Origin of the sequence: Sedimentibacter sp., from assembly GCF_038562225.1 — a bacterium.
GTDB lineage: Bacteria > Bacillota > Clostridia > Tissierellales > Sedimentibacteraceae > Sedimentibacter.
This window is the reverse complement of the sequence record NZ_JBCFAS010000007.1, coordinates 26,404-38,780: the sequence shown is the minus strand read 5'-3', so window position 1 is coordinate 38,780 and position 12,377 is coordinate 26,404. Positions and strand designations below refer to the sequence as shown.

The 12,377-nt window shown below is 39.1% G+C and carries 16 protein-coding genes and 1 riboswitch; of the genes, 4 read left to right on the top strand and 12 right to left on the bottom strand.

Translation table 11 applies throughout. The features are described from left to right. Window positions 1–11 precede the first annotated feature (11 nt). From AAGU76_RS18630 to AAGU76_RS18615, 4 genes are all read right to left on the bottom strand, one after another. Complete coding sequence (locus tag AAGU76_RS18630; RefSeq protein ID WP_342487028.1) at window positions 12–974, bottom strand: hypothetical protein; 963 nt, start codon at window positions 972–974, stop codon at window positions 12–14. A gap of 55 nt (window positions 975–1,029) precedes the next feature. Continuing rightward, window positions 1,030–1,158, bottom strand: a complete 129-nt coding sequence (locus AAGU76_RS18625; RefSeq protein WP_342487027.1) for a hypothetical protein — start codon at window positions 1,156–1,158, stop codon at window positions 1,030–1,032. 25 nt (window positions 1,159–1,183) lie between these two features. Further along, entirely contained in the window at window positions 1,184–1,399 is a 216-nt protein-coding gene (locus AAGU76_RS18620; RefSeq protein WP_342487026.1) for a hypothetical protein, read from the bottom strand. A gap of 62 nt (window positions 1,400–1,461) precedes the next feature. Then, complete coding sequence (locus tag AAGU76_RS18615; RefSeq protein ID WP_342487025.1) at window positions 1,462–2,040, bottom strand: hypothetical protein; 579 nt, start codon at window positions 2,038–2,040, stop codon at window positions 1,462–1,464. A gap of 211 nt (window positions 2,041–2,251) precedes the next feature. Between AAGU76_RS18615 and AAGU76_RS18610 the strand changes: the two genes are divergently transcribed. Beyond that, window positions 2,252–3,346: a PfkB family carbohydrate kinase gene (locus tag AAGU76_RS18610; protein ID WP_342487024.1), complete on the top strand. Its 1,095-nt coding sequence runs from the start codon at window positions 2,252–2,254 to the stop codon at window positions 3,344–3,346. Further along, a complete protein-coding gene (locus tag AAGU76_RS18605; protein ID WP_342487023.1) occupies window positions 3,340–4,257 on the top strand; it encodes a pseudouridine-5'-phosphate glycosidase in 918 nt (305 codons plus the stop codon). The genes AAGU76_RS18610 and AAGU76_RS18605 overlap by 7 nt, the downstream gene beginning before the upstream one ends. A gap of 62 nt (window positions 4,258–4,319) precedes the next feature. On the opposite strand, the gene AAGU76_RS18600 is transcribed toward AAGU76_RS18605, so the two are convergent. The 6 genes from AAGU76_RS18600 to AAGU76_RS18575 form a co-directional block, all read right to left on the bottom strand. Beyond that, the gene (locus AAGU76_RS18600; protein ID WP_342487022.1) at window positions 4,320–5,027 is read right to left on the bottom strand and encodes a B3/4 domain-containing protein; all 708 of its coding nucleotides are present in this window, start codon (window positions 5,025–5,027) and stop codon (window positions 4,320–4,322) included. 47 nt (window positions 5,028–5,074) lie between these two features. Further along, window positions 5,075–5,167, bottom strand: a riboswitch (guanidine-I (ykkC/yxkD leader). 321 nt (window positions 5,168–5,488) lie between these two features. Then, window positions 5,489–6,205, bottom strand: coding sequence for a redoxin domain-containing protein (locus tag AAGU76_RS18595; protein WP_342487021.1), 717 nt, complete (start codon window positions 6,203–6,205; stop codon window positions 5,489–5,491). 145 nt (window positions 6,206–6,350) lie between these two features. Next, window positions 6,351–6,953 (bottom strand): manganese catalase family protein, encoded by a 603-nt coding sequence (locus tag AAGU76_RS18590; RefSeq protein ID WP_342487020.1) that lies wholly within the window; start codon window positions 6,951–6,953, stop codon window positions 6,351–6,353. Between the two features lie 17 nt (window positions 6,954–6,970). Beyond that, a complete protein-coding gene (locus tag AAGU76_RS18585; RefSeq protein WP_342487019.1) occupies window positions 6,971–7,234 on the bottom strand; it encodes a spore coat protein CotJB in 264 nt (87 codons plus the stop codon). Between the two features lie 11 nt (window positions 7,235–7,245). Next, window positions 7,246–7,488 carry a spore coat associated protein CotJA gene (locus tag AAGU76_RS18580; RefSeq protein ID WP_342487018.1) on the bottom strand — a complete coding sequence of 81 codons (243 nt, stop codon included), beginning with the start codon at window positions 7,486–7,488 and terminating at the stop codon, window positions 7,246–7,248. Between the two features lie 240 nt (window positions 7,489–7,728). Continuing rightward, on the bottom strand, window positions 7,729–8,268 hold the full coding sequence (locus tag AAGU76_RS18575; protein WP_342487017.1) for a hypothetical protein: 540 nt from the start codon (window positions 8,266–8,268) through the stop codon (window positions 7,729–7,731). 612 nt (window positions 8,269–8,880) lie between these two features. On the opposite strand from AAGU76_RS18575, the gene AAGU76_RS18570 reads away from it, so the two are divergent. Both AAGU76_RS18570 and AAGU76_RS18565 read left to right on the top strand, forming a co-directional pair. Next, a complete protein-coding gene (locus AAGU76_RS18570; protein WP_342487016.1) occupies window positions 8,881–9,438 on the top strand; it encodes a TetR/AcrR family transcriptional regulator in 558 nt (185 codons plus the stop codon). An 80-nt stretch (window positions 9,439–9,518) separates the two neighbouring features. After that, window positions 9,519–10,199 (top strand): hypothetical protein, encoded by a 681-nt coding sequence (locus AAGU76_RS18565; RefSeq protein WP_342487015.1) that lies wholly within the window; start codon window positions 9,519–9,521, stop codon window positions 10,197–10,199. Between the two features lie 163 nt (window positions 10,200–10,362). On the opposite strand, the gene AAGU76_RS18560 is transcribed toward AAGU76_RS18565, so the two are convergent. Further along, on the bottom strand, window positions 10,363–11,850 hold the full coding sequence (locus AAGU76_RS18560; protein ID WP_342487014.1) for a tripartite tricarboxylate transporter permease: 1,488 nt from the start codon (window positions 11,848–11,850) through the stop codon (window positions 10,363–10,365). An 18-nt stretch (window positions 11,851–11,868) separates the two neighbouring features. Further along, complete coding sequence (locus AAGU76_RS18555) at window positions 11,869–12,321, bottom strand: tripartite tricarboxylate transporter TctB family protein (RefSeq protein WP_342487013.1); 453 nt, start codon at window positions 12,319–12,321, stop codon at window positions 11,869–11,871. Between the last annotated feature and the right edge of the window lie 56 nt (window positions 12,322–12,377).

The window sequence follows — 12,377 nt, the reverse complement described above, 5'->3', positions numbered from 1 at the left end:
AAAAAATAGTATTATATGTTCAAAACACTGAAGCGGACCACATATATGGGCTGACCGTTATAAAAGACCATTGTGATGTTGTGGTCCCGTTCAATATATAATTCATCAGCACTTAGTGAAGTCATCTGCAAAAATACATTAATCCTGCCCGTACTATCCACCAATTCTGCGCTCAAGTATTTGTCCCTATTTGGTTTCAGGAAGCTTGACTTTGTATTTGCCAGCGATTCGGGAACAGCTTCTATTTCCTTGATTTTTTCTAAACGTCCGTGTATAACAAGTTGTTTTAAATAAATATCTCCATCAGCAATAGGCGGAGCTTCTTCCTTCATTTCAGCCACAGTGCTGTTGTGTATTATTATGTTTTCAGCCTCAGCGAATTTTTTCCAACCTTCATTTAATGAAATCAAATAGTCTTCATAGGACTCATCAGGCATAATGAGCAACGATACAATCTGATTTTGGTTCTGGTCAAGCATTGGCTTAATTTCAGCTTTTATGTGATCATCACCTGCTCGTCCTGCCCAATAAACACTTTTCTCATAGTTGCTTTCACTGGTAAGGTAATACTCCAGCAGCTCCTTTAATTCCTTGTCTGTTTCTTTTTTGTTGCCGTAGAACGTACCCGACAAATCAAAGATTTCCGGCAATTCATTGCGGTAAAAATCATCATAATCGCTTTTGGTTAAATCGCCCGGCAAAAAACACACCATGCTCAGAATTTTTTTGTTATCTCTCATTTGTGAATCTATGCCAAATGATATTGTATCACCCTTTGTTAATGTGATTATGCTTTGAGCCTCACTTACTGCATTGACATCCTTGATGAACCAGTCTGAATTCTGTTTAGCCAGCACTTCTTTCATAGCCTGCTCGCTGATTGGAAAATCATATTCTGCTTCCTTGCTGCCGCATGAAGTGCTGAACAATATCAGGACTGTTACAAACATAATTAATGAACTTCGTATGGACATAATCCGCACCCTCTTAATATATTCCACCTCCCCCCAGGAGATGTTTAAGATTCCATTAAAGGATATTATCGTCTTTCAATTCTTTTATTGCATGTTTGACTGCCAGCTTAATTACAAAATACAGAATAACCGCTGGGATAACTAAGTATATCGGAACTAAAACAATACCAATTCTTGACATCATGATTTCCTCCTCTCTCACTTTTGTGCTAATCTTGTTTTTCTTTCATCAGCTGCTCGATTTTCTTTTCAAGCTCGTTGATTCTGGAATCCTGATTTATGAATCCATTGGCAATTATCGATAACACCAGTGACACCACAAAAAAAGCACCCCAAATATTTTCTAAAATAAAACCTCCAAAGAAAAAGGTAACAACTACACATGCAACAAAGCACATTATAAACACTGCAATAAAATCCTTCATTATATTCGCTCCTTCACCAACATGTTAAATAAACACTTAAACTGCTGTCTGTTTCTCTTATGCTAGATATTGTATAAATTGTACAAATAGTACATCGCCAATAAAAAGGCACCCATGAGTGCAGCCGGCACCGCTGCTGCTTTTATATAGTAAATGAGGTAGTCTTTAAAAGTGTATTTTTTCCTGTTATCATACAGGTATTTCCCAATCAATGATAAGCATTCTTTTATTTGTGGTTCACTGACCTTTTCAAATATGACTTTGTTAGATCCCAGTGATATGTCAGATGTGCCTTGCAGATTTTGACACTTATATTCCTGTATTATCTCTGTTATCTCATTTCTGTTTTTCTTGACAAATTTTTTATCCATGCCCTTGAAAAAATAAAATTTTGCCTTAATGAACACAATATTGATTAAGATAAAAACTGCCGGAAAAATCAGCAGATTAAAGGAATCGTGTGAATCAAAAGAAAATCCGCTGAAAGACCACCTGACGACAAAGACAACAAGATACAATAAAATTACCAATAAATTGTTGTAGGTCCCCGGTATGAAGTTTTTTAGCCTAAAATCCATTGTCAGCGTAATAGCTATGGATAACACGAAAACTAAATACATCTTTACTAATAAACCTTCCATAATCCCTCCGAAATTTAGAAAATACTACCAATAAGTATGACGGGATTAATGAGGAATAAGTTCACTGACTGAATCATTTATTTGAAGTTCTTATCTATTTTAACGACGGATTAAAAAAGAAAAAGAAAACAGTTGTAAAACAATCTGAGTCGTGTTACAATTTTATAAACAATAGCTTAGTATGTAAGCATATACTTATTCGGAGGAACCAATGACCAACAGGGAGCAGGAAATACTTGATTTGATAAAAAAAAATCCTATGATTTCACAAAATGAACTGGGAGAAATCCTTGGAATAACAAGGTCGTCTGCCGCAGTCCACATAACGAATCTTGTTAAGAAAGGCAAAATTTTGGGCAAGGGCTACATAGTCCAGGATAATCCCTATGTCACGGTGGTTGGCGGAGTCAATATGGATATTCACGGTGTTCCGAAAAACAAACTGATACCGGGTGATTCTAATATAGGGTCTGTTAGGATGTCCCTTGGGGGAGTTGGAAGAAACATCGCTGAAAATCTAGTAAGACTGGGGATAGAGACCAAGCTCATAAGTGTGCTGGGCGATGACATGTACGGCTCTAAAATAATTGAAGAGTCCGCTTTGATAGGATTGGACATGAAGGACAGTCTCATACTGAAAGGCGAAAGCACTTCAACCTATCTTGCTGTGTTGGATGAAACCCATGACATGTCTGTAGCCATTTCCAGCATGGACATCTATGAAAGAATGACAGTTAATTTTATTAAGGAAAAAAAACATGTAATTGACAACTCAAGGCTTTGTGTACTAGATACAAACATTCCTGCAGGTGTAATAGAGTATCTGCTAAGCAATCACAGAAGTACGGATTTTTTCCTAGACACCGTTTCAACTGCAAAGGCAAAAAAAGTTAAGCACTTAATAGGAAACATTCACACCTTGAAATCAAATACCATTGAAGTTGAATCCATTACTGGAATTGAAATCAAAACTGAAGATGACTTGAAAAGAAACTGTGACTATCTCATGAACAAGGGAGTTAAGGAAATATTTATCACCCTTGGAAAAAACGGTGTATTTTATTGCAACCAAACAACAATGAACCATATTAAGGCAGACAATGTTAAACCCGTCAATACGACAGGAGCCGGTGATGCGTTTATGGCTGCACTGGCATATTGCTACCTTAACGATATTGACATAAATGAAAGTGCAAAAATAGCCACGGCTGCATCTGTAGTGGCACTGTCCCACGAAAATACCATAAACCCAAACATGTCTGTTGAAAACATAAAATTAAAAGTGAAGGAGTTAGAATTATGTTAGAAAAATACTTGGAAGTAAACCCTGAGGTCAGGGAAGCAATAGAAAGCGGTAAACCTGTAGTCGCATTGGAATCAACAATTATATCACACGGAATGCCTTATCCGAAAAACGTAGAAACAGCACTCAATGTTGAAAGAATAATAAGAGATAACGGTGCAATTCCTGCAACTATTGCCATTCTCAAAGGAAAACTCAAGATTGGTCTTACAGCAGAGGAAATTGAATACCTGGGCAAAGCTGATAATGTAATAAAGACATCGCGAAGAGATATACCCTTTATTATTGTCCAAAAGGCAGATGGAGCCACAACGGTAGCTTCAACCATGATAATTGCTGCTCTTGCAGGAATTAAAGTATTTGCCACAGGCGGCATAGGCGGTGTTCATAGGGGAGCCACTGAAACATTTGACGTTTCTGCCGACCTGGAAGAACTTGCGCATACTGATGTTGCGGTTGTATGTGCAGGAGCAAAATCCATATTGGACATTGGCTTGACTCTTGAATACCTTGAAACCCATGGAGTGCCTGTGGTAGGGTACCAGACTGAAGAAATGCCTGCATTTTATACAAGAAAAAGCGGTTTTCGCGTTGACTATCGCGTAGATAGTCCTGAAGAAATTGCCGGTGCATTAAAAGCAAAATGGGACCTTGGTCTTGAAGGAGGAATGGTAATTGCCAATCCTATCGAAGAACAATATCAGATGGACTATGACACCATTACCTCAGCCATAGAAAAAGCTCTTGAAGAAGCTGAAGAAAAAGGAATCAGGGGCAAGGAATCCACACCGTTTCTTCTGTCTAAGGTTAAGGAGATCACCGGAGGAGACAGCCTCGAATCCAACATAAAGCTCGTATACAACAATGCGGCACTGGGAGCAAAAATAGCTTCAGAGCTTTCAAAACTTTCTTAAATTAAATTATTAAAATGCCGTAAGGTTTTAATCTTACGGCATTGAAATATTCCAGGACTACGTTACATTATTGATATTTCTTTGTTGCCGGAGTCAAGGATTGAAACCTTGCATGCTCCTCCTAAATTTTCCTGTACTGCTTTTGCCAGATCGTTCAAGGCACTCTCAAATTCCGTTAATCTTCCTTCATCAACCAGTTCAATGCACAGAAAAGCATTTTTCGTATTTTCAGTCAGCATTGTCCTTACCGACTCGCGCCAGTTCCAGCATCTGCAGATTGCCCCTTCATCATCCTTGTATACCACTTCCCCTTCATAGGGCGGTTCGCTTTTATCCGATCCCAGTGTAACAAAATCTTCATTTCCAACTGCCTTGGTAAGCCTGATATCTCCGGCGAAAGTATCGATGTCCTCACCACCGCAGGGCAATGCATATCTTAATGAAACAGAGTTGTAAATATCCACCAGAGGATTGATATTTCCCAGGTTGTTGCCATTATGTATTCGCTTTAGCAATGCCTCGATGGATGACCTGGCACCCTTCTTAGTCTTGAATTTCTGAAACGCCTCTCTCCACACCTTTATGACTTCGTTGCTGCTGAATTCAGCATTGCTCAGATATTTTAATGCTTCCTTTTCTGAACTGCTTATCATTTCCTTATATCTTTCAGTATCCTTTACGGAGTTATCTATGCCATGGCAAACAACAACCCCAATCCTTGCGTTTGGAAACAGGTTCCAAAAATCATCTTCAACGACAAATTTTTTCATTACTACCTCCTAAATAAAATAAAAAAGCCATAGAAATATTATTAAATATCTCCCAGGCTTTTATCCTTCCGTGTACACAGTCACTGTGTGTTTTCTCTCGGACCTGCCAGCTAAACTGCGGAACCCTAGAAAACTTAAACATATTCACATATTCATAAATTTTAAATTTGTATTAAAACTTTAGCACATTGTAAAGAGTAAGTCAACAATATTCTTTTTCATAGCGATCAATCCTGTAATTAAGCCTGTCCAGAATTATTTTTGTTTCAAACGATTTTTGTTGCATCATCGGATGCTTTACTGAAAATGATCTGGAAGGCTTGGCTGTAATCAATTGCCTGAAGGCTACGAGCATGCCTCTAAAAGAAATTACAACATTCATGGATTGGTGCGTTCAAGGAAACTCAACTTTAAGATATTCAACTTTGTATCTTCATATTTTATATACTGCCGCAAAACTATTAATCGCTGCTATTTATACTGGAATTGTCCTGATTGATGCCTTCCAGCGAATAATAATCAATATAGCAGTTATACCACGATACACAATTAAGTCCCAGCCTTGTATCTTTTTGATTTCTTAACATGGCTTCATCGGCAGTGTGAGGAACAGGAACAATAACCGGGTCTCCAGGCATCCAGTTCATAGGGGTATATACATTATACTTTTCAGTCAATTGAAGCGAGTCAATTACTCTGAGCAGTTCATATGAATTTTTACCGCAAGAAGTAGGGTAAGTGATTATTGCTTTAATTCTTCCGCTTGGATTTATAATAAAAACATCTCTTACACTTTCTTCGTATATTCTGTCGGGATTTACAATATTATACATTCTGGCTATGGTTGCATCTCTGTCCTCCAATAATGGAAAGAGAACCCTTATTCCATAATGGTCATAAATATCTACCACCCATTCAATATTGGCGAAATTGTTGTCTATTGTCAAAGCAAGAATTTGTACATTTCTTTTTCTGAACTCTTCATACTGCTGAGACAGTCCTAAATACGTCGTGGTTGTAACAGCCGTAAAATCTCCGGGATCACTTAACAATATCACCCATTGCCCTCTAAATTGTGATAATGTCAGAACCCCTTGTGTAGAAATTGCAGTAAAATCAGGAGCCATTCTTCCTATAGTAATACAACCGGTACCAGTATTGTCATTATTCATGCTCATAATTACCTCCTTTAGTTTACCATATATAGTATGTTAACTATTTTATAAGGTTAATTACAATGCTGTAATTACCTGACATCCAACGAAAAAATCTCCATACATTTTTGGGCATGGAGATTATATTTCATTGCAAGTTAATCTTATCTTATTTTTTCATAAAATCAGGCACCGGCATTATAAACAGACGGGGCTCCTGCAGGTAGTCCTGAACTCCTCTCAATGCTTCGCCAAACCTTTGATAATGTACAACTTCCCTTTCTCTTAAATATTTCAACGGCTCAATCACATCAGGATCATCAGCCATATTTATCAGCCATTCATAAGTACCCCTTGCCTTTTGTTCGGCTGCCATGTTTTCTGTTAAATCAATTATCGGGTCACCCTTCACTTGTATATGTGCTGCCGTGAACGGTGATCCTGCCGCACTTTGGGGATATACCCCCTTGCCGTGATCCGTATAGTAATCACCGGCTCCGGCTCTTTCGATTTCTTCGGGCGTTGCATTTTTCATGAGCTGGTATATCATGGAGCCTACTATCTCCAAATGTGCCAGTTCTTCCGTACCGATATCATTCAATGTTGCAATGGCCTGTGGAGTAATCATTGTAAACCTTTGACTCAAATACCTGATGGATGCTGCCAGTTCTCCGTCCGGTCCGCCGTACTGAGATATTATCATCTTTGCCATTGCCGGATTAGGATTTTTAATTTTAACAGGATACTCCAATATCTTGTCATATGACCACATATTATTTTCCTCCTACCTTATAATTTGAAGTTCGCATCATATTCCCAAGGCCACGGTTCTTCAATCCATTGCCACGGACTTTGGCTCAGCGAGTCATCTTGATTAATCATTCCATAACGTTTATTGTATTCATCCTTAAGAATTTTAAGCTGTTTGGCAAATGCATTGCGTTTTGCTATGGCACCTTGATCGGCAGGATGAGTGTTAAGATATAGCTGCAAATCTTCCAGCATCATGTGTACTGCTGTAATTTCCTTCTTCAATTCCATCATATCATTCATATCAAATCCTCCTAATCATACTGAGCATACCTGAAAGGCGTAGGTTTTTTGTCTTTCCTGTCATATGGGCTGTACAGTTCCGGAAATGCTGTTCCCTTTGCTAATGCTTCCATCGGATTAAAAAGGTCGCACAGAAACTGGAAAGGAACATATCCTGCCGATAATCTTACGTTTTCGATTGACATTTCCTGCGGTATGCAGTTGGCAGGGCCGGCAATGTAGGAATTGTCTCTGAATCTTCTATTATTAATCATGTCGCGGGTTCCTCCTTATACGTTAACCTATTCCATAATATGACAAAATATCTCTTATGTTCTCTGATACTGACCAAAAACAAAAAAGGACACAACCTGAAGGCTGCTCCTCTTCTTATTATTAAACAAATTTTATCAATATTTACATTCAGCTTCCAGCTTACGGGCAAATGTTTTTGCATTCTGCGCTTTTCATCTGACATGAAAACAGAACTATATCCCAAGTCCCTTTACACTTTTTTAATTCACCACTATTTCTTTTGGATACTCCAACCCTCTGTAGTCGGATACCTTCCAATCATTTCCTTCTTTTGTGAGCCTCATAAAGCCCTTGCCGGAATCTGTATCCAATACAGTACCGTCCTTTGATACGAATCGGACTTTAACTTCAAAGTCGTAATCAACTCTGCCTGCTTCAGCTCCGCCTTCTTTTTCGGTTAATTTTACATCCATAACCTGCATAGTGCAATCATTTAAGGCGCAATACTGCGCAAACATGAGATTCTGCCTGTTGTTGACCAACACATTGTACGACTTGTCCGTCATCATGGATTTCAAGGCATCGTCATTTGCTTCTATGGCTTTTACAAGTTCATTTACATCAGCAGGCCTCAATTCCAGGAACCTGTTGTAATTCTCAGCCTCTTCTGAACTCACTGTATACAGTTCCTCAACAAACTTTTCCGCTGCAATTTGCATGCTTTTATCAGCCGGCTTAGCACAGCCAGCCATAATTAATGCTGCAAGACACATGACAAATAGCAAAGACAACTTTTTCATACAATCCTCCTTAAATTAGCAAAATAAAAATCAGGAAATTATATCCACATATATAATAGGACGAAAATTTCCTGAAATAGTTCATTTCTGAAAAAATTAGAAAAATGTTGATCAATGAATTTTGTTTTCCGTTAAAAAGTCTCTCACAATAGCCTTGAACAACTCCGGTTTTTCGAGATGATTCATATGCGATGCCTTTGGAATAACGGCCATATGGGCATTGCAAAAAGCCAGCTGATAATCCTTTCAATAAAACCTTCACGCATTGATAACACCTCCAATAATAATTGTTAGCCAAAAAACGTTATTGATATCCATGTATATTATATGCTTGAACATGAAATTTTTTCCAAATTCTACTTACCCAGTAAATCGTCTCTTAATCATAATTGACATTTACTTAACAAATCAGATGTTAACAAATCATAACAGACAACAGAGGACGAAATTGTACCTGCAGTGCTGATTGCAGAAATCGTGCTGCTGTTGGAATCTTAATGATCTTGAGGTTAACTATGAGACAGGTTGCTGGCATACTGTGAAATAAAAACAGTTGACAAACATATATTTTTACTTTATAATGAACATTGTTCAGTTTGAAAGGAGAAGCACATGAATACAATAGTAACCTCTAAGGAAGCCATTTTGAAGGCAAGCAAGGAAATTGCCGCCCTGCATGGATTTCAATCTCTTAATATGCGTGATGTTGCCAAGCACTGCAATGTTGCAGTAGGTTCAGTATACAATTATTTTCCTTCCAAGGCAGATCTTGTGACTGCAACGGTGGAAGATATTTGGAAAGATGTATTTCATGAAATGAGGGTTACCGATAATTCAGATAACTTTACAGACAGCGTAGCATGGCTTTTTAAAACTGTCAGCAGCGGAGTAAAAGAATATCCTGCATTTTTCACCGTACACCCTATGGGCTTTTCAAATGATGATAAAGAAAAGGGCAGAGAAGCCATGATCCGTAATTTTGGTCACATAAAGAATAACCTGCTGAGTTCACTGAAAAATGACAGTAATGTCAAATTGGGTACATTTAATGAAACCTTTACGCCGGAGAATTTCGTCGACTTTGTATTCTCTAATGTCCTTACATTGCTGATAAACAAGGAGCAATCCTGCTATATGCTCACTGAAGTCATAAAACGCACAATTTATTAATCCCAGCAATTCCCCAACATATGTTGGGTTTTTATAAAAGCCAAAATGAACAACGTTCAATTTAAAGGAGGACTAACTTTATGCAAGCTATATTTGAAACCATATTCGATGTTGTATACCTGATTGTAATAATTTCAACAGGCATCACAATAATTTTAAAAAGCAAAGGAAACAAACAATATCTGCTGTTCGGAATCATGGCTGTGACTCTTGGAGCAGGTGATTCGTTTCATCTGATACCGCGAGCCTATGCCCTTAGCACGACCGGCCTTGACAACTTCGTCATTGCGCTTGGAATAGGCAAATTTATCACTTCAATAACAATGACCATATTTTATATATTGCTGTACTACGTATGGCGATTTCGCTACAAGGTGAAAGACCATCACGATCTTACCTTAATCATGTATTCTCTTGCAGCATTAAGAATTGTTCTTTGCCTGTTTCCTCAGAATGAATGGACCAGCGTAAATGCTCCGCTGTCCTGGGCTGTATACCGAAATCTTCCTTTTGCTGCAATGGGAATCATCGTTATAATTCTGTACTACAGCAAATCCAGGCATACATCTGATTATGCCTTCAGGTTCATGTGGCTGACTATAGTGCTAAGCTTTGCATTCTATATACCTGTAGTGCTGCTTACGGATATCATACCGGCTGTTGGTATCTTAATGATTCCCAAAACGTGCGCCTATGTGGCAACTGTAATGATAGGATTTTCAGAAATGAAGAGAAATGTTGATAAAACGGTTGCAGCATAATTGCTAAAAAGACGTTGGGGTTATATACATCTCCCAACGTCTTTTTATAAAAATTTCTATATTGTTTATTGTCTTTGCAAATTAATATTATTTATTTATCACTTAATCGCACACGTGATAATCCCTTCCTGAAGTCAGGATGGAACATAACTGCAACTATAGTCTAGGCATTAGCCTTTTTACTGTTCTTATAGTTTCTTATTAACGGTGCTGCCATGGATGCTACTCCAACAGCTATGAAGAAGAAGCTTATGGGTCTTGTGAACAATATCATGGGATTGCCGTTGGACATGAGCAGTGACTGCCTCAAACCTGTTTCCGCCATGGGGCCAAGAATTATTCCCAAAACAGCCGGCGACGCAGGTATCTTGAGAAGTTTGAACATGAGTCCCGCAAGTCCGAACAAAAACATTACGCCAACATCAAACATGTTGTTGTTTATGGCGAAGGAGCCGCTTACGCACAATACAAGGATGTATGTGGCAAGAATCGGCTGAGGCAGGAACAACACCTTGGCAAACAAGCCTGCTCCCGCCAAGCCTAGAATGAGCATAAGCACATTTGCTATGAACAATCCGAAGAAAAATACAGTCATGATTTTTTCATTTGCACCTGAGAACAGGTCCGGTCCGGGCTTAAGTCCATGTATGAGCAGTGCTCCGATAAACAGCGCAGAAACCGCATTTCCGGGTATCCCCAGCGTCAGCAGCGGAACCAGTGACCCGCCTACACATGCATTGTTTGATGTTTCGCTTGCCACGATTCCGTCTACTATGCCTGTTCCGAACTCATTGCTTCTTTTTGACATTCTCTTTGCTTCATTGTAAGCAACAAATGAAGCAACGCTCGCTCCTGCTCCGGGCAGTATTCCCACTATTGTTCCGATTATGGAAGAAACAGTGAAGTTCCCCATGTTTCTCTTGACTTCTTCCCTGTTGGGAAGCAGCCTGCCCTTCATCTCAGCAAGGCTTCCCTTTGATACCTTTGTTGTTCCCAGCATAAATGCTTCACAAATCGAAAACATTCCTATGAGCAACGGAACCAGTGCGATTCCGGAAATCAGGTTAATATTGCCGAATGTGAATCTCATGGCTCCCTCCACGGGATCCATGCCTACGGTTGCCAATAACAGTCCGAACACTCCTGAAATGAGGCCCTTGATCATGTTGTTCTCAGACAAACTGACGATGATTGTAAGTCCGAAAAATGCCAATGCGAAATATTCGGGCGGTCCGAATCTCAGTGCCTGTTTAGCCAAAAACGGTGCAAACAGCGCCAGCACGATTACGCTGAATATTCCCCCGATAGCTGACGATAAGGTAGCAGTTCCAAGAGCAAGCCTGGCTTCACCTTTCTGTGCCATGGGATAACCGTCAAATGTTGTAGCTGCAGCTGAGGGCGTTCCCGGAGCATTTATGAGTATGGCCGATATGGACCCTCCATAGATGGCTCCTACATAGATACCCCCCAGCATGATAAGTCCGGTTTCAGGTTCCATTACAAAAGTAAAAGGTACCAAAAGGGCAACTCCCATGTTTGCAGAAAGCCCTGGTATGGCTCCGATTATTATTCCGCCGGCAGTACCCAGAAGAGCCATTAACAGGTTAGAAGGCGATAAGGCTGCAATCAGTGCATGTAATATACTTTCCATTTAAATTCCTCCTAAACATTATTGATATAAAAACTCAAAGATTCCGAGCGGCAGCGGAACATTCAATAAACTGCTGAACGAAAAATATACAATCAGGGTAAATACTGCCGAATTTATAAACAATGCAGATTTCTTTCTATATCCCAACAAGTATTGCACTATAACCAAAAATATAAAGCAAGCCGGCGCAAACCCTATAACCGTAAGTCCACCAATAAAAAGCGTGTACCCTGCAATCAATATTGTAAAATGTTTATGTTCCTTAATCAGTATAGCCAGCGGATTAGGAGATTTGTCTGTCTTGCTTTTTATATGTGATGTTACGTACAGCAAGACCCCCAAAAATGCCAGCAATCCGGATAAAATCATCGGATATAACCTTGCTCCGAAAGGCAGTCTTAGACCTTTGGCAATGAATCCGAATGCTATTAAGATGAAAACTATGGCAGTGATCTTATTAGCCTTTGACATGTAATCCTCCTTGTATGTTTTAGCGGGATAAGCTCAATGATTTATCAATGGTTATC

Bases quoted from the DNA above. Each gene is read 5' to 3' on its own strand.
- AAGU76_RS18630 (WP_342487028.1), bottom strand. From the start codon at position 974: ATGTCCATACGAAGTTCATTAATTATGTTTGTAACAGTCCTGATATTG.
- AAGU76_RS18625 (WP_342487027.1), bottom strand. From the start codon at position 1,158: ATGATGTCAAGAATTGGTATTGTTTTAGTTCCGATATACTTAGTTATC.
- AAGU76_RS18620 (WP_342487026.1), bottom strand. From the start codon at position 1,399: ATGAAGGATTTTATTGCAGTGTTTATAATGTGCTTTGTTGCATGTGTA.
- AAGU76_RS18615 (WP_342487025.1), bottom strand. From the start codon at position 2,040: ATGGAAGGTTTATTAGTAAAGATGTATTTAGTTTTCGTGTTATCCATA.
- AAGU76_RS18610 (WP_342487024.1), top strand. From the start codon at position 2,252: ATGACCAACAGGGAGCAGGAAATACTTGATTTGATAAAAAAAAATCCT.
- AAGU76_RS18605 (WP_342487023.1), top strand. From the start codon at position 3,340: ATGTTAGAAAAATACTTGGAAGTAAACCCTGAGGTCAGGGAAGCAATA.
- AAGU76_RS18600 (WP_342487022.1), bottom strand. From the start codon at position 5,027: ATGAAAAAATTTGTCGTTGAAGATGATTTTTGGAACCTGTTTCCAAAC.
- AAGU76_RS18595 (WP_342487021.1), bottom strand. From the start codon at position 6,205: ATGAGCATGAATAATGACAATACTGGTACCGGTTGTATTACTATAGGA.
- AAGU76_RS18590 (WP_342487020.1), bottom strand. From the start codon at position 6,953: ATGTGGTCATATGACAAGATATTGGAGTATCCTGTTAAAATTAAAAAT.
- AAGU76_RS18585 (WP_342487019.1), bottom strand. From the start codon at position 7,234: ATGAATGATATGATGGAATTGAAGAAGGAAATTACAGCAGTACACATG.
- AAGU76_RS18580 (WP_342487018.1), bottom strand. From the start codon at position 7,488: ATGATTAATAATAGAAGATTCAGAGACAATTCCTACATTGCCGGCCCT.
- AAGU76_RS18575 (WP_342487017.1), bottom strand. From the start codon at position 8,268: ATGAAAAAGTTGTCTTTGCTATTTGTCATGTGTCTTGCAGCATTAATT.
- AAGU76_RS18570 (WP_342487016.1), top strand. From the start codon at position 8,881: ATGAATACAATAGTAACCTCTAAGGAAGCCATTTTGAAGGCAAGCAAG.
- AAGU76_RS18565 (WP_342487015.1), top strand. From the start codon at position 9,519: ATGCAAGCTATATTTGAAACCATATTCGATGTTGTATACCTGATTGTA.
- AAGU76_RS18560 (WP_342487014.1), bottom strand. From the start codon at position 11,850: ATGGAAAGTATATTACATGCACTGATTGCAGCCTTATCGCCTTCTAAC.
- AAGU76_RS18555 (WP_342487013.1), bottom strand. From the start codon at position 12,321: ATGTCAAAGGCTAATAAGATCACTGCCATAGTTTTCATCTTAATAGCA.